Origin of the sequence: Spirillospora sp. NPDC127506 (assembly GCF_040302145.1) — a bacterium.
GTDB lineage: Bacteria > Actinomycetota > Actinomycetes > Streptosporangiales > Streptosporangiaceae > Spirillospora.
The window spans coordinates 203,331-222,745 of the sequence record NZ_JBEORG010000002.1 but is presented as its reverse complement, the minus strand read 5'-3'; the positions used below and the strand labels follow the sequence as shown (position 1 = coordinate 222,745).

At 73.5% G+C, this 19,415-nt stretch carries 17 protein-coding genes; 3 read left to right on the top strand and 14 right to left on the bottom strand.

From position 1 onward, the window contains the following. The first annotated feature begins 278 nt into the window (after nucleotides 1-278). Complete coding sequence (gene murA, locus ABTW95_RS03665; protein WP_396452251.1) at nucleotides 279-1,565, top strand: UDP-N-acetylglucosamine 1-carboxyvinyltransferase; 1,287 nt, start codon at nucleotides 279-281, stop codon at nucleotides 1,563-1,565. Between the two features lie 777 nt (nucleotides 1,566-2,342). Further along, on the top strand, nucleotides 2,343-3,671 hold the full coding sequence (locus ABTW95_RS03660) for a transcriptional regulator (protein WP_396452242.1): 1,329 nt from the start codon (nucleotides 2,343-2,345) through the stop codon (nucleotides 3,669-3,671). A gap of 78 nt (nucleotides 3,672-3,749) precedes the next feature. Here the strand turns inward: ABTW95_RS03660 and hisC are convergent, their stop codons facing one another. The 7 genes from hisC to ABTW95_RS03625 all read right to left on the bottom strand — a co-directional run bounded on the left by hisC (nucleotide 3,750) and on the right by ABTW95_RS03625 (nucleotide 9,224). Further along, a complete protein-coding gene (gene hisC, locus ABTW95_RS03655) occupies nucleotides 3,750-4,829 on the bottom strand; it encodes a histidinol-phosphate transaminase (RefSeq protein ID WP_396452241.1) in 1,080 nt (359 codons plus the stop codon). Nucleotides 4,830-4,871: 42 nt separating this feature from the next. Next, nucleotides 4,872-5,147 (bottom strand): DUF6401 family natural product biosynthesis protein, encoded by a 276-nt coding sequence (locus ABTW95_RS03650; protein ID WP_396452239.1) that lies wholly within the window; start codon nucleotides 5,145-5,147, stop codon nucleotides 4,872-4,874. Nucleotides 5,148-5,218: 71 nt separating this feature from the next. Next, a complete protein-coding gene (locus ABTW95_RS03645) occupies nucleotides 5,219-5,893 on the bottom strand; it encodes an NUDIX hydrolase (RefSeq protein WP_396452238.1) in 675 nt (224 codons plus the stop codon). 82 nt (nucleotides 5,894-5,975) lie between these two features. Further along, nucleotides 5,976-7,322, bottom strand: coding sequence for an SPFH domain-containing protein (locus tag ABTW95_RS03640; RefSeq protein ID WP_500224269.1), 1,347 nt, complete (start codon nucleotides 7,320-7,322; stop codon nucleotides 5,976-5,978). 121 nt (nucleotides 7,323-7,443) lie between these two features. Beyond that, nucleotides 7,444-7,647: an NfeD C-terminal domain-containing protein gene (locus tag ABTW95_RS03635; RefSeq protein ID WP_500224265.1), complete on the bottom strand. Its 204-nt coding sequence runs from the start codon at nucleotides 7,645-7,647 to the stop codon at nucleotides 7,444-7,446. Between the two features lie 96 nt (nucleotides 7,648-7,743). Continuing rightward, nucleotides 7,744-8,439 (bottom strand): hypothetical protein, encoded by a 696-nt coding sequence (locus ABTW95_RS03630; RefSeq protein ID WP_500224262.1) that lies wholly within the window; start codon nucleotides 8,437-8,439, stop codon nucleotides 7,744-7,746. A 113-nt stretch (nucleotides 8,440-8,552) separates the two neighbouring features. Further along, nucleotides 8,553-9,224, bottom strand: coding sequence for a lysophospholipid acyltransferase family protein (locus tag ABTW95_RS03625; RefSeq protein WP_396448176.1), 672 nt, complete (start codon nucleotides 9,222-9,224; stop codon nucleotides 8,553-8,555). 409 nt (nucleotides 9,225-9,633) lie between these two features. On the opposite strand from ABTW95_RS03625, the gene ABTW95_RS03620 reads away from it, so the two are divergent. Further along, the gene (locus tag ABTW95_RS03620; RefSeq protein WP_396448175.1) at nucleotides 9,634-9,987 is read left to right on the top strand and encodes an STAS domain-containing protein; all 354 of its coding nucleotides are present in this window, start codon (nucleotides 9,634-9,636) and stop codon (nucleotides 9,985-9,987) included. Between the two features lie 2 nt (nucleotides 9,988-9,989). Here ABTW95_RS03620 and ABTW95_RS03615 read toward each other — a convergent pair whose 3' ends face one another. From ABTW95_RS03615 to ABTW95_RS03585, 7 genes are read right to left on the bottom strand one after another with little or no spacing between them, the layout of a single operon-like run. Further along, nucleotides 9,990-10,805 carry a glutamate ABC transporter substrate-binding protein gene (locus ABTW95_RS03615; protein WP_396448174.1) on the bottom strand — a complete coding sequence of 272 codons (816 nt, stop codon included), beginning with the start codon at nucleotides 10,803-10,805 and terminating at the stop codon, nucleotides 9,990-9,992. Nucleotides 10,806-10,824: 19 nt separating this feature from the next. After that, nucleotides 10,825-12,360 (bottom strand): GlnX family signal transduction membrane protein, encoded by a 1,536-nt coding sequence (locus tag ABTW95_RS03610; protein WP_396448173.1) that lies wholly within the window; start codon nucleotides 12,358-12,360, stop codon nucleotides 10,825-10,827. Then, nucleotides 12,357-13,049: an FHA domain-containing protein gene (locus tag ABTW95_RS03605; RefSeq protein WP_500224250.1), complete on the bottom strand. Its 693-nt coding sequence runs from the start codon at nucleotides 13,047-13,049 to the stop codon at nucleotides 12,357-12,359. The genes ABTW95_RS03610 and ABTW95_RS03605 overlap by 4 nt, the downstream gene beginning before the upstream one ends. A 5-nt stretch (nucleotides 13,050-13,054) precedes the next feature. After that, complete coding sequence (locus tag ABTW95_RS03600; protein WP_500224244.1) at nucleotides 13,055-14,347, bottom strand: vWA domain-containing protein; 1,293 nt, start codon at nucleotides 14,345-14,347, stop codon at nucleotides 13,055-13,057. Beyond that, on the bottom strand, nucleotides 14,344-15,372 hold the full coding sequence (locus ABTW95_RS03595; protein ID WP_500224242.1) for a protein phosphatase 2C domain-containing protein: 1,029 nt from the start codon (nucleotides 15,370-15,372) through the stop codon (nucleotides 14,344-14,346). The genes ABTW95_RS03600 and ABTW95_RS03595 overlap by 4 nt, the downstream gene beginning before the upstream one ends. 2 nt (nucleotides 15,373-15,374) lie before the next feature. Then, entirely contained in the window at nucleotides 15,375-17,876 is a 2,502-nt protein-coding gene (locus tag ABTW95_RS03590; RefSeq protein ID WP_500224239.1) for a serine/threonine-protein kinase, read from the bottom strand. Further along, nucleotides 17,873-19,159, bottom strand: coding sequence for a hypothetical protein (locus ABTW95_RS03585; protein WP_500224237.1), 1,287 nt, complete (start codon nucleotides 19,157-19,159; stop codon nucleotides 17,873-17,875). The genes ABTW95_RS03590 and ABTW95_RS03585 overlap by 4 nt, the downstream gene beginning before the upstream one ends. Between the last annotated feature and the right edge of the window lie 256 nt (nucleotides 19,160-19,415).

Sequence of the window (19,415 nt, the reverse complement as noted above, 5' to 3'; positions counted from 1 at the left end):
CGCATAAATGATCACGTTTGCCGCCCCTGGGCGGGACGCCGCCCCTAGGCTCACCTTGGGAAATTTCCTGGGGGAGTGCGAACTTTTTGCGCCGAGCGAAGGTCTCACCAAGCAGACTGACGCCAGCGTGCCGCGGCCGGACGGCACATGTCCGGTCCGGTGGTTTACTGGGGTCGCGTTGGCGCAGAGGGGGGACACCGTTCGGCGCGCCGGCCCTCGTGCTCCCACTTGATGGCAGGCACCTACCCGCACCCGAGAAGGAGTAAGGCGGCATGAGCATGGGCCACGAGGTTCGTTACCGCGTGCGCGGCGGCAGGCGGCTGCACGGCACGGTATTCATCCAGGGGGCGAAGAACGCCGTCCTGCCGATGATCGGTGCCTCGCTGATGGCCGCCAAGGGGCGCACCGTCCTGCGGAACGTCCCGATCATCGAGGACGTGCGGCGGGCGGTGGAGCTGGCCCGCGCCGTCGGGGCCAAGGCCGAGCTGCACGAGACCGAGCGCACCCTCGTGATCGACGCGTCCTCGCTGAACAGCCCGGTGCTGCCCGCCGAGATCGCGTCCCGTTTCCGCGGCTCGTTCCTGTTCGTCCCGGCGCTGCTGCACCGGCTCGGGGAGGCGGTCATCGAGGGCGTCGGCGGCTGCAACCTCGGCAGCCGCAACCTGGACTTCCACTACAACGGCTTCAAGCGGATGGGCGCCACGGTCACCGAGCACGTGGCCGACAACGGCGACGGCATCATCCACATCAAGGCCGGCGACCTGCGCGGCGGGACGCTCTACTGCGACACTCCCTCGCACACCGGCACCGAGAACCTGATCATGGCGGCGGCGCTGGCCCGCGGCACCACGCTGATCAAGAACGCGGCGCTGGAGCCGGAGGTGCTGGACAACATCGCGATCCTGCAGGCGATGGGCGCCAGGATCAGCGGCGGCGGCACCGGGTTCGTCACGGTCGAGGGCGTGGACGAGCTGACCGCCGTCGAGCACACCGTGATGCCCGACCGGATCGACGCCGGCGTGTTCGTGATGGCCGCCGCGATCACCGGCGGCGACCTGAACCTCGTCGGCGCGACGCTGGAGCACCTCGGCGTCGCCGCCGACAAGCTGGAGCAGATGGGCGTCGAGTTCCGCCAGCAGGGCGCCGTCCTGCAGGTGCACCGCGACCGGACGCTCCGCCCGATCAACGTCATCACCGACGAGTACCCGGGCTTCGCCACCGATCTGCAGTCGCCGATCATGGCGCTGTCCTGCCTCGCCGAGGGCCAGTCCTACATCTACGAGCGGATCTTCGACGGCCGGTTCAAGCTGGCCGGCGAGCTGGCGAAGATGGGCGCCGACATCGAGGTGGACGGCAACCGCGCGAAGGTGAACGGCCCGCGCGCGCTGCGCGGCGCCGAGGTGGAGGCGCACGACCTGCGCTGCGGCAGCGCGCTCGTGCTCGCCGGCCTCGCCGCCGAAGGCGAGACGACGATCACCTCGGCCTACTACCTCGACCGCGGGCACGCGCACACCGCGGAGCGGCTGTCGCAGCTGGGCGCCGAGATCGTCCGCGAAGCGGAGTAGCGCCGCGCGGCGGGCGGAGTAGCGCCGCGCGGCGGGCGGAGTAGCGCCGCGCGGCGGGGCCGCGAACGGCCGAATGTGGCCCCGTCCTGACCAACTCCGCGTTCGCACCTGACGGGGCATGTAACGCCGGGGCCGGAATTTTCAGAGCTTAGAGTTACGGGACAACTACGCAGCGGTGCGGCAATGCGCCTCGCGAGTCGCCGATCCGGACCGCTGACCTGGGAAGAAACCCCATGGAACGCTCCGGATCGGATGGCCCGTAACCCGGTAAATAATCACCGAGCCTGATCATCGCGGGCCGCGGGACGGATCGTTCGTCTTTCCGGCGCGGCCGGCGTCGACTCGTCCGGATTTCGGCCCGCAGGTAAACCAAACCGGTACTCCAGGGGTCCTTCCTGTACGTGAGAGCGTCAGGAGGGGCCCCGAGCCGTGTTTTGGGGTCTTGCCTTTCAACTTCGGACATCCGAAGATGCTACATCGAGACTGCCCGAATGGTGACAAATTACTGACCAGGGGGTCGCGTAGGTTACTTTTTCGCCGCACTCTTGATTCGATTTCGCGTCTGGGTGTCACATCTCGTCACCCTGACCCGATCTCCCGGCGGAGGAGCCTTCCTCCGCTTCTCGGCAGGTGGGGCTGCGGGAAGGCGATCGCGGCGCCGGGTCAGGAGGCAGGGGCGACGAGCCCATGGAGTCAACCGTTGGGCGAGACGTGCGCGAACAGGTGGCCGGGGCGGCGCCCCCGCCGAGAGGACGGACCGGAAGCGAGCGAGCATCGATGACGGCGGCACGGACGGGGTCGGTCACGCCCGATCTCACAATCGGCGTCGTGGGCCCCCACGACCTCGTTGAACGGGTCATGCTGATGGGCCACGGCCCCACTCCGGTACCGAGCCGGCTCGTGGCCGCCGCGTACCGGGACGAGCAGGAGGCGGCCGACAAGGTCGTGCGGCTCGGCTCGGGCGTGGACGTGTGCCTGTTCGCGAGCCCGGTCCCCTACGACTTCGCCCGCAAGGCCGGCGTGCTGACGATGCCCGCCACGTACGTCCCGCTGAACGGCGCGGCGCTGCAGGGCGCGCTGCTGCGGGCGTCCCTCGACGAGCGCTTCGACCCGGCCCGGGTCAGCATCGACGTGCTGGGCCGCGCCGAGGTGGAGGAGGCCTACTCCGAGATCAACCTCGGCACCGAGCAGGTGCACCTGCGGGAGGAGGCCGCCGGGCCCGGCACGCTCGCCGCGTTCCACGAGCGCCTCTGGCGGCGCGGCGCGACCACGGTGGCGATGACCTGCGTGCACGCCACGGCCGAGCGCATGGAGATGGCGGGCGTCCCCACGATCCGCGTCCGCCCGACGGGCGCCGCGATCCGCAGCTCCCTGCAGACAGCCGCCCTCCTGGGCGCGCACCACCGGCTGGAGGAGTCCCAGCTCGTCGTGGTCCTGGTGGACGTCCCGACCCTCCGCGAGACGCCCCGCCGCGTGACCCCGCGCTACTGGCGGGACGAGCTGAAGCTCGCGCTGCACCGCGTCCTGCTCCAGGAGGCGCACCGCATGAACGCCTCGGTCTGGCCGCTGGACGACCACAGCTACCTGGTCATCGCGACACGGGGCTCGGTGACGGCCTCCACCGAGGGCTTCCGCACCCCGCCGTTCGTGGAACGCGTCCGCGAAGAGCTGGGCCTGGCCATCGAGGTGGGCATCGGCATGGGCCGCACGGCCCACGAGGCCGAGAACCACGCCCGCGCCGCGCTGGCCCGCTCCCAGAGCTCCCAGCGCGCCCAGGGCTTCGCGCTCGACCGCGACGGCCGCGCCCTGGTACCGGCCCCTCGCACGCCGCCGCGCACGCAGCCCCAGGCCAAGCCGAAGGGCCTGGAGATCCTGGCCCGCCTGGCCGACAAGCTGGGCGACCAGGAGCAGCCCCTGATCGTGGACGCGGAGAACGCCGGCAAGATGCTCGGCGTGACCCCCCGCACGGCCCGCCGCCTCCTGCGAACCCTGGTCGAAGAGGGCCTCGCCTGGCCGCTCCCGCCGAACCGCACTCCGCAGCCGGGCCGCCCCCGCCAGCTCTACCGCCTCATCGTGGAGAAGCTGGGCCCCGCGAAGGCGGGCTAGGGCGGAGACGGGCCGGGAGCCTCGCGGTGCCCTCCGAGGCCGGACGCCCGCGCGCCCGGCCGCGGCCCGGGGGACGGGTCAGTTGCGGTGGGGGAAGGACTTCGCCACCGCCAGGAAGGCGTCGTTCTCCTCGGGGGAGCCGATGGAGACGCGGGCGCCCTCGCCGGCGAAGGGGCGGACGCTGACGCCCTGGGCGTCGCACGCGTCGGAGAACTCCATGGTCCGGTCGCCGAGGCGCAGCCAGACGAAGTTCGCCTCGCTCGGCGGGACCGTCCAGCCGTCGGCGAGCAGGGCGCCGCGGACGCGGTCGCGCTCCTTCACCGTCCCCTCCACGCGTTCGAGGAGCTCGTCGGTGGCCGCCAGGGACGCGACGCCGGCGGCCTGCGCGACCGAGTTCACGCTGAACGGCAGGAACGTCTTGCGGATCGCACCGGCCACCTCCGGGTGCGCGACGAGGTACCCGATGCGCAGCCCGGCGAGGCCGTACGCCTTGGAGAACGTGCGGAGGATCGCGAGGTTCGGGCGGTCGCCGTAGAGGGTGAGGCCGTCCGGGACCTCGTCGTCGCGGACGTACTCGCGGTACGCCTCGTCCAGGACGACCAGGCAGTCGGCGGGCACGCGGTCCAGGAACGCCTCGATCTCGGCGCGTCGGACGACGGTGCTCGTCGGGTTGTTCGGGTTGCAGACGAAGACCAGCCGCGTGTTACCGGTGATCGCGTCGGCCATCGCGGCCAGGTCGTGGGTCTCGTCCTTCAGCGGCACCTGCACGCCGGTCGCCCCGGAGAGCGACACCAGCAGCGGGTACGCCTCGAACGACCGCCACGCGTAGACGACCTCGGCGCCCGGCTCGGCGACGGCCTCCAGCAGCATCTGCGTCATCCCGACGGAGCCGCAGCCCACCGCGACGTGGTCGGCGGGGACGCCGCAGAACGACGCGATCGCGTCGGTCAGCGCGGTCGCGTTGTTGTCGGGGTAGCGGTTGACGTTCCGCGCCGCCTCCGCGATCGCGTCGACGACCGACGGCAGCGGGCCGTACGGCGACTCGTTGGACGACAGCTTGAACGAGCGGCCCTCCGGTGACACCGCGACCTTTCCGGGCTTGTATGCCACGAACCGGTCGAGGACGGAGCGGAAGCGCGGAGTGGTTGCCTCGGACACCGTTGTCCTCCAGATCGCACATGGGGGTGATGACCCCTCAGCCTACGCAGCGTCCCTCATCATCCAGCAAACGGCCACGATGCGGACGAACTCCCAGTCCCGCGGGTCGTCGGGCCACCAGCCGCGGTTGAAGGCGTCCTCGGCGAAACCGTGCAGGTACTCCATGAGCTCCGTCTCGCCAGGGCTGCCCAGCTCGTCGCGCAGGGTCGCCACGTGCTGGTCGACGGCCGCCGCGAGCCCGGGGGAGCCGGCCATCTCCGCGACGCCGGCGGCGCCGATGTCGCGGACGAGCGGGCCGAGCGCTTCGTCACCGTTCATAGGGGCCGAAAATAGCAACCGACCGGCGGTGGTCGCGACGCTCGCCCCCCAGGCCGCGGGCCTGGGCGGGGTCACGGCCGCGGGCGCAGCATCGGCGGGCGCAGCTGCTCGGCGTCGCCGCGCCGGTACAGCCGGGCCGGGCGGCCGCCGTCCCGCGTCGTCGTCCGGTCGGTGGGGATGAGGAACCGGTCGGCGCCGGTGACCTTCCGGTGGAAGTTCCGCGGGTCGAGGCTGGTGCCCCACACGATCTCGTAGACGCGGCGCAGCTCGGCGACGGTGAACTCGGGCGGGCAGAACGCGGCGGCGAGCGAGGTGTACTCCAGCTTCGCCCGCGCCCGCTCGACCCCGTCGGACAGGATGCGCCGGTGGTCGAACGCGGCCTTGTCGTGGTGGAGCAGGTCGTCCACGGCCGTCCACAGCACCTGCGCGCGGCTGGACGCGGGCAGGTCGGGCGCCAGCCCCAGGTAGGCGACGCTCACCACCCGCTGCCGGGGGTCGCGGTCGGGGTAGCCGTAGGTCGCGAGCTGCTCCAGGTGGATCCGCACGTCCGCGAGCCCGGCCCGCTCCGCCATGAGCCTGGACGCGGCGACGGGGAGGTCCTCCTCCAGCTGGATGAACCCGCCCGGCAGCGACCACGCCCCGGCGTAGGGCGGCCGGTCCCGCCGCCACATCAGCGCGCACAGGCGCTGCTCCCGCACGGTGAGGACGACGAGATCGACGGAGACGGCGAGCCGCGGCACGGACATGCATCGAACTTAGCGTCAGCCGGCGGTCCCCAACGCCAAGAAGGCCCGGCCGGGCGGCCGGGCCTTCGTCGGGTCGGGGGTGTCAGCCGTCCTCCTTGGGCGCCTCCACCGGGACCGTCGCGGCGGGGACGCCGTTGTGGCCGTTGGCGGCGGCGCCCTGGGCGCCGTTCAGGTTGGCGAGGAGCTGCCGGGCGACGCCGAGGCCCGTGCCGCCGAGCGTGAGCGCCTTGGCGAGCATGTCCTCGACGCCCTCGGCGCCGTTGAGCACGACCATGTTGTCGACGTTGCCGAACACGCCCGCGCCGGCCTCGACGATCTGCGGCCACTGCTCGGCGAGCTGCTGCGCGATGACGGCGTCGGTGTTCTTCGCCAGCGCCTCCGCGCGGGCCTTGATCGCCTCGGCCTCCGCGAGCCCCTTCTGCCGGGTCGCGTCCGCCTCGGCCTCACCGAGGATCCGGGTGGCCTCCGCCTCGCGCTGCGCGCGCAGCTGGATCTCGGTCGCCGCGGCCTGGGCCTGCGCGATGCGCTCCTCGCGCTCGGCCTCGGCCAGCTTCACCTGCTCGTACGCGCGGGCGTCGGCCGGCTTGCGGATCTCGCTCTCCAGCCGCTTCTCGGTGCGCTCGGCCTCCAGCTCGGCGTTGCGGGTCTCCTTGAGGATGACCTCCTGCCGGGCCTGCTGCGCCGCCTGCTGGACCTGGCCCTCGTACTCGGCCTTCTTGATCTCGGTGTCGCGGATGACGGCGGCGTTCTGCCGCTCGGTCTCCTGCTCGCGCTCTGTGGCCTCCTGGTTCCTCTCGGCCTCCGCGATGCGGGCCGCGGCGGCCACCTTCGCGGCATGCGGACGGCCGAGGTTCGTGATGTAGTCCGTCTCGTCGTCGATCTCCTGGATCTGCAGGGAGTCGACGACCAGGCCCAGTTTGCTCATCTCATCGGCGGCGGAGCTGCGCGTCTCGCTCGTCAGCCGCTCCCGGTTGAGGATCAGGTCCTCGACCGTGAGGTTGCCGATGATCGAGCGGAGGTGGCCGGTGAACAGCTCGTGGATCGCGCCGTCCATGGACGACTGCTGCTCCAGGAACCGCCGTGCCGCGTTGGCGATCGACACGAAGTCGTCCCCGACCTTGTAGATCACGACGCCGCGCACCTTGACCGGGATGCCCTGCTGCGTCACGCAGTTCACCTCCAGGTTGGCGGCCCGGCTGTCGAGCCGGAGGCGCCGCGCGACCTGGAAACCGGGCAGGACGGACGTCCCCTTGCCGGTCACGATCTTGAATCCGAGGCTGTCCACGCCGTCGATCGGCTTGGATCTGGCGCCGAGCCCGGAAATGATCAGAGCCTCGTTCGGCTCCGCGACCCGCCAGACCATCTTGAACAAGATGATCAGCACGATGACGGCGACCACGACACCGATCGCCACGGCGACTACGGGCATACGGCCTCCTCTTCAGATGTCAGTGCGCGTTTCCCCTCAGACGCACGGGAGGCGCGTTCGGTTCTCGGCGCGGATGGCCTGTTTGCGCCACCTTCCGCAGGCCGGGATCGGCGGGCCGGGCTCACTGGGGCAGTGCGGGCGCCACGTACACCGTCCGGGGCGGGTGGTGCTCGACGACCACGACGATCGTTCCCACGGCGATCTCGTCCTGCGGGTTCACGGGGTGCGCGTAGAACGCCTCGACCCCGCCGCGGACAGGGATCATGACCTCCCCCACGAGCCCCGGCCCTATCCGGCCGGTGACCCGCCCTTCTTTACCGATCAATGAGACTCCCGGGAGAACGGCGCGCCCGGGGCCGCGTCCCGCGACCCCGTGTAAGCCGAACCGTATCCGCTGATCCGCCGCGCTCGCACGGCCGGTTCACGGCAGGACGCGTTCCGCCTGCGCGTGCGCCTCGCGCGCGAGGCGCTCGGCGTCCTCCCGGGTGACGGACGGGCCGAAGACGCTGACGGTGGCGAGGTAGTGGCGGCCGCGGAACACGACGTACCAGGTGCGGGTACGCGCGGCGCCGCTGGTGGTGGAGACGCCGACCGTGCGGGAGCCCTCGCCGATGTCGCCGCGCGGCGTCTGCACGACGCGGTGCTCGGCCCAGTGCGACCCGACCTTGGTGCGGAACCGCAGGCAGCCGGCCGGTACGCGCGCGTTGATCTGCTTCTCGGCGTCGGCGGGGGACATGCCCATCAGCGTCTCGGTGGCGGTCTGCCCGGCGCTCCCGGTGAACGAGACGAGCGCCGCCGGGACGTCGCCCGCCACGGCGCCGCCGGGCCGGGCCCTTCCGCACCGCGGCTTGTCGAGGGTGGTCTCCCGCTGCAGCCTCGCGGCGTTCTGGATGGCCTTCAGCGACCCGTACTCCCCCGAATCCGGTTCCCCGGCCCGCCGGTACCCGGGCGCCTCCCCGAGCAGCGCCTGCGCGAGCTGGTCGGAGGTGTACCCGATGCCCGCCACCTCGGCGCGGGCGGTGCTGTGCACCTCCCGGGCGCGTTCGCCGCCGCCGCCGCACGCGCTCGCACCGGCGGCCGTCACCAACAGGACGATCGGGAGAAACCTGTGCACCATGGCCGCGACATTACGGCCCGCTCCCCGTCCCGGCCCCCCGGCGACACGCCCCCGGCGGCAACAGTTCCGCGCGCGGCGGCCGGAGCCGGAGGCCCGCGCCGCGGAGGGCTCCGCTAGCTCTGCTCCGCGCGCTCGTTGTACTCGCCGGCGTAGTCCTGGCCGGACATCTTCTGGATGGTCTCGACGATCTCGTCGGTGATCGCGCGGCGCGCCTTGGCCGGGGGCAGGTCGCGGTAGTGGGAGAAGTCCATCGGCGGGCCGATGCGGACGGTGGGCCGGGGGCCGAAGACGCGCGGGAACGCGGCGCCGATGGGCTGGATCTTCTCGGTGCCCTCGAGCGCGACCGGCAGGACGCGGGCGCCGGATTCCAGGACGAGCCAGCCGACGCCCGTCCGGCCGCGGTAGAGGCGGCCGTCGGGGGAGCGGGTGCCCTCGGGGTAGATGGCGAACGCGCCGGCGTTCTCGAGGACCTCGGCGGCCTGTTCGAGGGCGCCCATCGCGGCGCGGCGGGCGCCGCGGCGGACGGGGACGTGCCCGAGGTTGGTCAGGAACCAGCGGACGAAGCCCTTCTTCAGCCCGCCGCCCTCGAAGTAGTCGGCCTTGGCGATGTAGGTGACCGGGCGGGGGACGGCGAGCGGGATGATGAAGCTGTCGATGAACGACAGGTGGTTGCTCGCCACGATCAGCGGCCCGTAGCTCGGCACGTTCTCGCCGCCGACGACGCGGGGCCGGAATAGCAGCCAGAGGATCGGCCGCACCACGCGCGTCATGAACGTGTAGAACATCCAGCCTCCCGAATTTCGCCACCGCCACTGTAACCTCTGCGCCGATCCGGGCCGGAGTCAGCGTCGGCCTTTCGCGCCGGGAGGCCGGTAAGAAATGGCCCAGCCGCAGGTCAAGGGTCGGCCGAGTGAGATTGGACGCCATTTCTTACCATCGGGTAAGTTTCTCTTGAGTAAGTTATTGCCCCCGTTTCCCGGATGTCCCCGGACGCATCCGGACGGCCCGGACGGCACGTCGGGTAGAGTCTGCACGGGGGACCGGCCGGGCGCCCGGGAGGCGTTACGGTCCGGGGCGCGGGCCGCGTGCCCGGTCCCTATTCCCGGTGAGAGCTTGGAATGCGGGCACGGGTGCGCGATCCTGTGGAGTCACCTGAGATGGCCGGGTACCACCGGAGTGGGGCGTGAGGTGACCATGGACTTCGACATCAGCCTGATGCGCGACGACCGCTGCACGGTCGTCCGCGTCCAGGGCGACATCGACGTGGTGTCCCGGACGCGTTTCGAGGAGACCCTGTTCGAGGTCGTCGACACCGGAGAGCCGATGGTCGTCGACATGCGCGAGGTCACGTTCTGCGACTCCACCGGCCTGAACGCGCTCGTCGCCGCGAACCGCCGCGCGCGCGAGCACGGCGGCCACATCGCGCTGGTGGCGCTCCCGCCGCGCGTGCAGCGGGTGTTCCGCATCACCGGGATCGACAAGTTCATCCCGATCTACGACACGTTGCGCGAGGCGATCGTCGCGTTCCCGTCCACCACCACGCCCTGACCTCAGGTACAGCCCTCGAACTGCGGGACGCTCGTCGTCAGCTTCAGCCCCGACTTGCCGAACCACTTGGTGAGCAGGCGCTGCGCCGTACCGTCCTGGTACATGGCGGTGATGGCGCGGTTGACCTCCTCGCAGCCCTTCAGGTCGCCCTTCTTGAGGCCGACGCCGTACTTCTCGTCGGTGAACGGCGCGTTGATCATCCGCCCGGGGCGGCCGGCCGCGAACCCCGCGAGGATGAGGTCGTCGGTCGAGACCGCGTCGAGCTTCCCCGCCGCGAGGGCGTCCATGCAGGCCCCGTAGGTGCCGACGGTGACGGGCTTGGCGGCGACCTTGCGCTCCTCGATGACGCGGCGCCAGGAGTTGGAGCCGGTCACCTCGCAGATCCGCTTGCCCTTGAGGTCGCGGACGTTCCTGATGGACGCGGCGCCGGCGCGGACGAAGGTGTCCTGGTGGGCGACGTAGTAGGGGCCGGCGAAGGTGACCTTCATCTTGCGCTTCGCGGTGATCGAGTAGGTGGCGACGATCATGTCGACGGTGCCCTTGGCCAGCGCCTCCTCGCGGACCGACGAGTTCGTCGTCTTCCACGTGATGCGGTCCTTCGGCACCCCCATCTTGCCCGCGATGTAGGTGGCGACGTCGACGTCGAAGCCCTCGTACGTCCCGTCCGGGCGTTTGACGCCGAGAGCCGGCTGGTCCGCCTTCACGCCGATGACCAGGGAGCCCTTGTCGGCGACGGACTCCTCCTCGGTGCCGCCGAGGCTGCAGCCCGCCAGCACCGTCGCGGTCAGGACGGCGGCGGTCGCTCGGGTGGCGCGCATGGTCTCTGCTCTCCTCCGGTCAGCGGAACTCGGCCAGCCGGGGACGAACCCCCGCGAGGATCAGGAGCGCGATGACGGCGGCGGCCGCGGGCGGGACGGCGTTCCAGCCGCGCAGCCCGCCGTCGGCGTCCCGGATCGCCTCGTCGAACGCGTCCTGGTGGACGGCCGTCAGCGCGCTGAGCGAGGCGTCGAACGCGCCGAAGTCGCGGATGGCGCCGGACGTCCGCCCCATCCGGTGGTCGATCGCCCCGGCGCGGTTCCCGGATTCGGCGAGCTGCCGCATCCGCTGGTCGTTGCGCTGGACGGTCCGGTACGCCTGGAGCGTCTTCGCGAGCGCGTCCGCCTCGCGGCCCTCGTCGACCGTGCGCGCCTCGTCCCCGAAGAAGCCGAGGAACGGCACGGCGCCCTGGCCCGGCTTGTACGGGGCGACCTTCTGCTCCAGGCCCGCGTAGTAGTTCTCCAGGTTCACCGGCTTGTCGCCGAGGTCCGGGTAGATGACCGACAGCGACTTGTCGAGGTAGGTCTGCTCGTAGGTGTCGGCGCGCCCCGGGTCGAGGAGGTAGCGGCTCTCGTCGGCGAACGCGCTGTGGCTGATCGCCCGCGCCCGCGACAGCTGGAGGATCGAGTCGAACCCGTCCTCCTTGGCCTTCCTGATGTGGCCCGCGTGCGCCGTCAGCAGGCCCGCGCCGACGGCGGTGAGGACGACGGTCGCGAGCGTCGCCAGCACCAGCGCCGGGTTGAGGAGGCGGCGGAACGTCCGGGCCAGGTACAGCTGCGTGGCGATCAGGAGCAGCAGCGCGACGAGGCCGGTGACGGCGACCCAGGTGCGTCCCGCCAGCACCGCCGACCGCTTGACCTCGTAGGACTGCCGGACGTGCGCGCCGCTGTCGAGCGTGATGTTGTACGCCTTCGGCAGCAGCTGCAGCTTCATCAGGTCGGTCGCCTGCCGGTACGCGTCGATGACCGGGCCGGGCAGCTCGCCGGGCGCGTGGTTCGACTGGGCGTCGAGCTGCATGGCCTGGCCGACGAGCCGCTCGTACTTGCCGAGGCCGTCCAGCACCTCCTGGACGGTCTGCTTCAGCGCCGGGTCGCGCCCGGCGAGCTGCGCGGCCTGCACCGCCGCGGCGTCCGCCTCCGCGCGGCGCTTCTCGTACACCCGCAGCGACTCGTCGTAGCCGATGCCGAGGCCGTGCTCGCGCCCGATCAGCAGGATGCTGGACACCTGGGCGTCCATGTCGCTGAGCGCGAAGTACAGGGTGCCGGTCGCGACGACCTGCGGGCCCGCGTCGTGCCCGATCGTCTGGACCGAGTCGCGCGCGTTCCCGATCGCCACGGACAGCACGGCGAGCAGCGCGACCAGCGCGGCCAGGCACAGCACCACGTGCGCGCGGATGCGGCCCGGGATCGTCTTCAGCCAGCGGCCGCGGAAGAACGTCCGGAGCCGGCCGCCGCGCTGCCGCCGCGGGACGGGCGCGGCCGGTCCGGGCACGGCCGGTCCGGGCGGATCCGGCGTCCGGGGAGCGGGAGCCGCCGGCTGCGCGGGACTCATCGTCATGGCGGGCCTTCCTGCAGGGACAGCGTGATGGTCGTCCAGGCGCCCACGTGGATGCGGTCGCCGTCGGCCATCGGGAGCGGCGCGTTCACCGGGATCGGCTCGGTGCCGCCGTTGACCGTCGTGCCGTTCGTCGAGCCGGGGTCGACGAGGTTCCAGGTGCCGTCCGGCTGCGCCAGCAGGACGGCGTGCAGATGCGACACCCCCGGGTCCTCGGGCGGCGCGCTCAGGTCGATCTCCGGCACGATCCCGCGGGACGCGCTGCGCCTGCCGATGCGGACCTCCCCGCCGCGCAGCGGGACGCGCCGCTCCGGGCAGTACGGCGGGAACGTCAGGCCCTGGGCGCCGGGCCCGAGCTCGGCGACGACCGAGTCGAAGTAGGCGCGGTCCGCCGCGACCAGCGCGTGCGGGCCGGGCGGCGCGACCGGGGCGCTGCCGGTGCGCGGCTGCGGCACCAGCGGCACCGCGTGCGCCGCGCGGTCGATCGCCAGCTCGACCGTGTACATGGTGCCGGTGTCGAAGTCGTACCCGTCGACCTCGCAGAAGCGGCCCGAGCGCGGCGTCCCGCAGTGCGGGCACGCCGGCGCGCCGCCGGGCCCCGGCTCCGCGGCGGGCGCACCGCCGATGAGGTCGCCGCACACGTCGCAGTAGTCGGCGGCCTCTGAGGCGTGCCCGCTCGGGCAGATCGGCATGGGCCTCAGCCCCCGGGCCTGTCGTCGTCGGCGTGCCGGGTCCGGACGGTGCGGACGGAGCGGGTGTCGAGCGACATCTCGTCCGCCTTCGACACGTCGCGTTTCAGCCGGACGGTGCCGGTCGCCTCGTCGACGACGTCCACGACGCGGTCGAGCAGCCCGGAGATCTGCTCGTTGCCGACCTCCCGGGCGAGGACGACGGCGCGGCCGAGCCGGGCGGTCGCGCGGTCCTCGTCGCCTTCGCGGCGCGCCTCCAGGCCCTCCTGGATCGCCTCGGCCAGCTCCGACTGCCCGGTGTGGATCGCCACCCGCTTGTTGATGCGGGTCGAGCGGGCCTCGTCGTCCGTCCACTCGGCGAGGACGTTCCCGGAACCGAGGACCTGCTCGCCCGCGAGGAGCTTCACCCACGCGGCGCGCATCTGCCGTCCCACGTCGCCGGGCGGCACCTCGACGCACAGGTGGTACTCGCGGATCTCGTTCCCCCACGCGCCGAGCGGGTAGTCGCCGGTCTGCGGCCCCGACTCGACCCGGCGGCCGGTGAGGTCCTCCACGGCCGGGACCATCTGCTTGAGGAACCGGAGCCGCGCCTGCTGCGGCGTCCACACGCGCAGGGCCACGTCGGCGACCTCCTTGCTCATCGCGGCCCGCGTCATCGCCAGGAAGTCGGCCTCCAGGTCGGCGGGGTCGGGGACGTCCAGGAACCCGCCCAGCAGCGCCGAAGTGATCTTGCGGAGCTCGGCGACGTCCCAGTCGGTGCCGACGCCGCGCGCGTCGCAGAGGAACCGGCCCTCGCACACCCGCAGCGCGGCCTCCAGCTCCTCGGGGGTCTCGTGCTGGTTCTTGCCGTCGGTGAGCAGGATGGCGTGCCTGACCGCGTCGTCGTGCCCGGTGAACAGCCGCTCGGCGAGCCGCAGCCACGACCCGATCGCCGTCCCGCCGGCCGCCTCCAGCCGCCCGATCGCGTTCACCGCGCTGCGCCGGGACGTCTCGTCCGCCGCGACGAGCCGCTCCCCCTGCGGGTAGACCATCCGCGGCCGGTTCGCGCCCGCGACCACCGCGAAGTGGACGCCGTCGCGCAGCACGTTCACCGCCGCCCGCGCGGCCCGCTTGGCCGCGGTCATCTTCCCCCGGTACGACATCGAGCCCGACGTGTCGATGAGGATGATCTCCGCCGCGGGGGCGCCGCCGCCGCCCGAGCCGCGCGCCGTCACGGTGACGATCGCGTGCATCTCCCGCCCGCCCGCCGGAAGGTAGGCGTTCTGGTCGACGCGGACGGTGAACTCCGGAAACCCGCTCATCTGCCCCGCTCTCCACCCCGCGGCGGCCAGGGGAGCACCGCCGCCGTGACATTGTCGTGCCCGCCCGCGTCCAGCGCCGCCCGCAGCAGCCGCCGCGCGGCGCCCATCGGGCCGTCCGCGCCGCCGAGCGCCACGACCGCGAGGTCGGCCGCCTCCGGCAGGTCGTTCCACAGCCCGTCGCTGCACACCACGACCAGCCCCGGAGCGTCCGGGCGGAACGCGGCGACGTGCGGCTCGACGGGCCCCGCGTCGGCGCCCAGCCATGCCGTGATCAGGTGCGCCCGCTCGTCGGCCCACGCGTCCGCGGCGGTCATCGCGCCCTGCTCGATCATGGCCGCGGCCCACGAGTCGTCCCGCGTCAGCGGGCGCGAGCCCGTCTCCGCGAGCCAGTAGGCGCGGCTGTCGCCGACCCAGCCGACCGTGACGCCGGCGGCGTCGGCGACGGCCGACGCGAACGTGCAGGCGGGCGACGCGTCCGGGTCGTGCGCGAGCGCCGCCACGACCTCGGCGGCCCGCGCGACGGCCGCGCGGGTCGCGCCCCGCGGGTCCATGCCGGCGGACACGCGCCCGGTGAGCACGGCCAGCGCCGCGTCGGCGGCCCGCCGCGCCGCCTCCGCCGACCCCGGCGCCGTCGCGACCCCGTCGCACACCACGGCGCACGCGCCCCGCGGCAGCGCGGCGATCGCGAACGCGTCCTCGTTCCCGGTGCGCCGCAGCCCGCGGTCGCTGACCGCCGCCCCGGCCTCCCCGAGATCGGTCTCGGCGTGCTCCCGGCCGCCCGTCTGCCGCAGCCCGCAGTGCTCGCAGAACCCGTCCGCCCCGACGGCCGCTCCCCCGCAGTCCGCGCATCCGACCGCCGGGGCGGGCGCGGCGGACGAGGTTCCGCCGGGGTGGGGCGGCGGGGCCGCGGGGCGCGGGGCGGAGGGGTCGGGGGTGCCGCAGCGTTCGCAGAAGCGGTCGCGGTCGTGGGCCGGCTCGCCGCAGGTGGGGCAGGCGGTGGCGGGGGCGCGCTGGTCGGTGCTCATGGTCAGAAGAGCGTCCTCGGGCGGACGGCGTTGGCGCGCTTCACCATCGCGTGCCGGTGCCCGGCGTCGTCGGCGAGCTTGGCGAGCACGCGGTAGGTCTCCTCCAGCCTGGCGCGCAGCGCGGGCTCGTCCAGGTCGGTGCCGAGGATCTGCTGCCGGAACCCGGCCGGGACCGGGGTGCGTTCGGCGCGCAGCCAGCCGAGCGCGGCCTCCAGGACCTCCGCGGTGAACGCGGCGGCGCGCTCGGTGTCGAGGCGCAGCGACGCGAGGCGGCGGCCCGCCCCGATGAGCGCGGCGGCGTCCAGCTCGCCGGGGCTGCGGCCGCGGACGGCGGTCGCGACGGCGGCGAGCTGCGCGGCGAGGTAGTGGCTGGACACGCGGGGCACCGAGTCGAGGACGCGTTCGGCGGCGGCCCGGTCGCCGGCGGCGAGGCAGGAGCGGGCCAGCCCGAACGCGGCGCTGACGTGGGTGGGGTCGGTGCGCCAGACCGTCTCGTAGAAGTGGCTGGCGTTGCCCATGTCGTCGAGGGTCTCGTAGCAGAAGGCGAGCGCCAGCTTGGGCGCCTGCTCCCCCGGGGCGAGGTCGTACAGGTCGTTGAAGACGGCGACGGCCTCCTTGGCGCGCCCGCCGGCGAGGGCGCGGACGCCCCGGTACCAGTCGACGCGCCAGTCGTCCGGGGCCTCGGCGGCGATCTCCTCCAGGAGCCGCGCGGCGCCGCCGAGGTCGCCCAGCAGGATGCGGACGCGCAGCAGCGCCAGCCGCACCTCGCGCGACGCGACCGGGGCGGAGCCGAGCGCGGCGGCCAGGTCGCCGGGGTCGCGGGCGGTCAGCCCGGCGAGGAACGCGGCGGCCGGGTCGAACGCCGACACCAGCGGGACGGGCAGCGCCGCCGCCGCGGCGGGCGGCTCCAGCGGCGCCAGGATGGCGGCGCCGTCGAGCGCTGCGCCGTCGAACGCGGAGACGATCTCGGCGCCGGCGGTGTGCTGCTCCGGCCCGAACAGCGGCGACGGCGCGGGGCGCGGCTGCCCGTCCTCGGCGGACAGGACCTCGCGCAGCACGCCGGTGAGCTGCTCGGCCATCTCGGCGGCGCTCTGGAAGCGGCGGGACGGGTCGGGGTGCGTGGCGCGGCGCAGCAGCCGGTAGTACGACTCGTGCCGCTGGAACAGCGGGACCTCGTCGCGGGGCGGCAGGCTGCGCAGGTGCCGCCCGGTGTAGCCGCGGAACGGGAAGCTGAGCACGGCGAGCGCCCGGCCCACGGTGTACAGGTCGGACGTGACGGACGGGCCCTGCGAGCCGATCTCGGGGGCCTGGTAGCCGGGCGTCCCGAAGATCGGGCTGTCCGCGTCGAAGGCGCGCCGCACCCCGCCGAGGTCGATCAGCTTGAGCTGCTCCTCGGACTGGATCGCGTTGTCCGGCTTGAAGTCGCAGTACAGCAGCCCGACGCCGTGCAGGTAGCCGAGGGCGCTCAGCACCTCCAGCCCGTACGCGATGACCTGGCCGAGCGGCAGGGACGCGTGGTCGCCCTGCTCGGCGCGGACGCTGAGCAGGATGTCCTTCAGGGAGCGCCCGCCGACGTACTCCATCACGATGTAGCCGGAGTCGCCGTGCCGGACGAAGTTGTAGATCTTGACGATGTTGGGGTGCTCGACCTCGGCGAGGAACGCCCGCTCGGCGGTCGCGGCCGCGAGGGAGTCGGCGTCCCCGGTGTCGAGCAGCCCCTTCAGCACGACCCACCGCTCGCTCACGTTGTGGTCGCGCGCCAGGTACACCCAGCCGAGCCCGCCGTGCGCGAGGCAGCCGAGCACCTCGTACTGCCCGCCGACCAGCTCGCCCGGACGCAGCTTCGGCGTGAACGAGAACGGGTGCCCGCAGCTGCGGCAGAACCCCTCGGTGCGGCCCGGTCTGCCGTTGCGGCTGCGCCCGACCTTCTCGTCGCAGCGGCTGCAGAAGCGCCGGTTCTCCGGCACCTCCGGGTTCTCCATGATCGCCGAGGCGGGGTCGCGGGCCGGGACGGGCGGCACCTCGACGAGCCCGGCGCCGAGCATCCCGCGCCTGGTCGAGCCGCTGGAGCCGGTGCCCCGGGTGCCGCCGCGCGACGCCGTCCGGCCGGACCCGACCGTCCCGCGCCCGCTGCCCGCCGAACCGCCGGACGTCCCGCCGGGCGCGTCGCGCCCGCTCGGCGCCGGCTCCCTGGTCGTCGGGGGCGCGAAGGGCGTCTGCCTGGTGGGCGGGGCCGGGGCGGGGATGCGCGCCGGCGCCGCCCGCGAGTACCCGGCCCGCGCTCCCCGGTCGCCGACGTGTTCGCGCACCGGCAGGACGGGCGCCCGCACGGGCGACACCCGCCCTTCGGGGTACGGGGGCTGCTCGACGGCGCTGGACGGCGGGGCCGCGCCGGCCGACGGGTCGGCGGGCACGGGCGCCGGGGCGGGCGCCATGCCGCAGACGTCGCAGAAGCCGTCCGCGTCGATGTGGCCCGCGCATCCGGGCTGGGTGCATCGGTTCATCGCCGCGTCCCCGTCTCGCTCTCGCTCGCCCTGATCACCCGCTGGAGCTCCGCCAGGATCGCGGTGGCCCGGCGCAGGTCGCAGGGGGCCGTCCACAGCACCTCGCGGGCCTCGCCGTACAGCGCGGTGAGCCGCTCGTCCTCGATCAGGCCGAGGCGCGCGGCCTTCGCCCGGTACGCCTCCAGCCGCCCGCGCAGCTCGCCCCGCCGGTCCAGCAGGCCGGCACTGAGACGCAGCTCCCCGCGCGCCCGTTCCAACGCCTCCTCGGCGGCGCGCTCCAGCTCGGCGAAGCGGCCCGCCATCTCCACCCAGCGGCCCGCCTCGCGGAGCCGCTCGAGCGCGGCGAGCCGGTCGCGCAGGGCGGTGCCGAGCCCCTCGGACGGCGCCGGCAGGTTCGGCGAATGGATCTTGGCGAGGACGGTCTCGTACGTCTCGCGCGCCCGCCGCTCGGTCTGCTCGGTCTCCTCGATCACCGCGGTGACGCGGGCGACGAGGCCGGGGTACTCGTCCCGCATCCGGGCGACGCCGGCGAGCTCGTCCCCGACGGTCCGCAGCGCGGCGCGGACGCGGTCGAGCCGCCCGGTGTCCGGATGCCCGTTCTGCATGAACGACAGCGGGTCGGTGCGGACGAGCCGGCCGAGCGCGGTCAGCTCCCGGCCGACCCGGTCGAGTTCCGGGTGGCGGGTGCCGTCCAGCGTGTGCGCCAGCCGGGTCGCCTCGCGCCAGCTCTCCTCGGCCTCCTCCAGCGGCAGCAGCAGCGCCGTCCAGGCGGAGTCGGCGGCGGCGACCTCGCGGGCGACGAACTCGAAGGCGTCGGACATCATCGCCACCGCCTCGTCCAGCGTGATCCGCCGCTCCTGCGGGCCGAGCAGCGTGCGGTGCTCCAGCGGGATCTCCCCGTCGGGCAGTTCCACCGAGCACCCCGACAGCAGCCCCGACAGCTCCGCCAGCGTCGCCGGGTCCGGGCGCGGGGACCGGCCGCGCAGCTCGCACGCCGCCTCCAGCACCCGCTGGTAGGCGTCGAAGATCTGCCACAGCGTGCCCAGCCGGGACCGCGCGTCCTCCCACCGCCGCCACGTCTCCCCGGTGAGCCGGGCGCCCTTCAGCAGCCGTATACCCGGTTGGCCCTCGAGTTCGACGAGCGAGGCGGAGATGCGCTCGCGCTCCTCCCGGAGCTTGCGCAGGGCATGGTCGACGCCTTCACGGCTCATGGGCGCGGCGGCCCCGGCCCCGCTCTGGTCCAACGTCTGCCCCGCGATCGCTTCTCCGGTCCCCCCGCGCATGTCCCGATGGTGGGCCGGTCTGGGAGCACGGACCGGTCCACTATGGGACGTACGCTCTCATACAAGTGTGATCCGTGACACTAACCGAGACAAGGTGCTTTCGCCCAGGGCCGCGCGCCTCCGGCCCCTCCCGCCGCCGCGGGCGGTGCGCCGCGCGCGGCGATGTGAGTACCGGTGTGAGTACCGACCCGTACCCTCTCCCCCGGGAACGTCGTTGTTCCAAGCGACGTTACGACAGGTAGTTCGTTCACGAGAG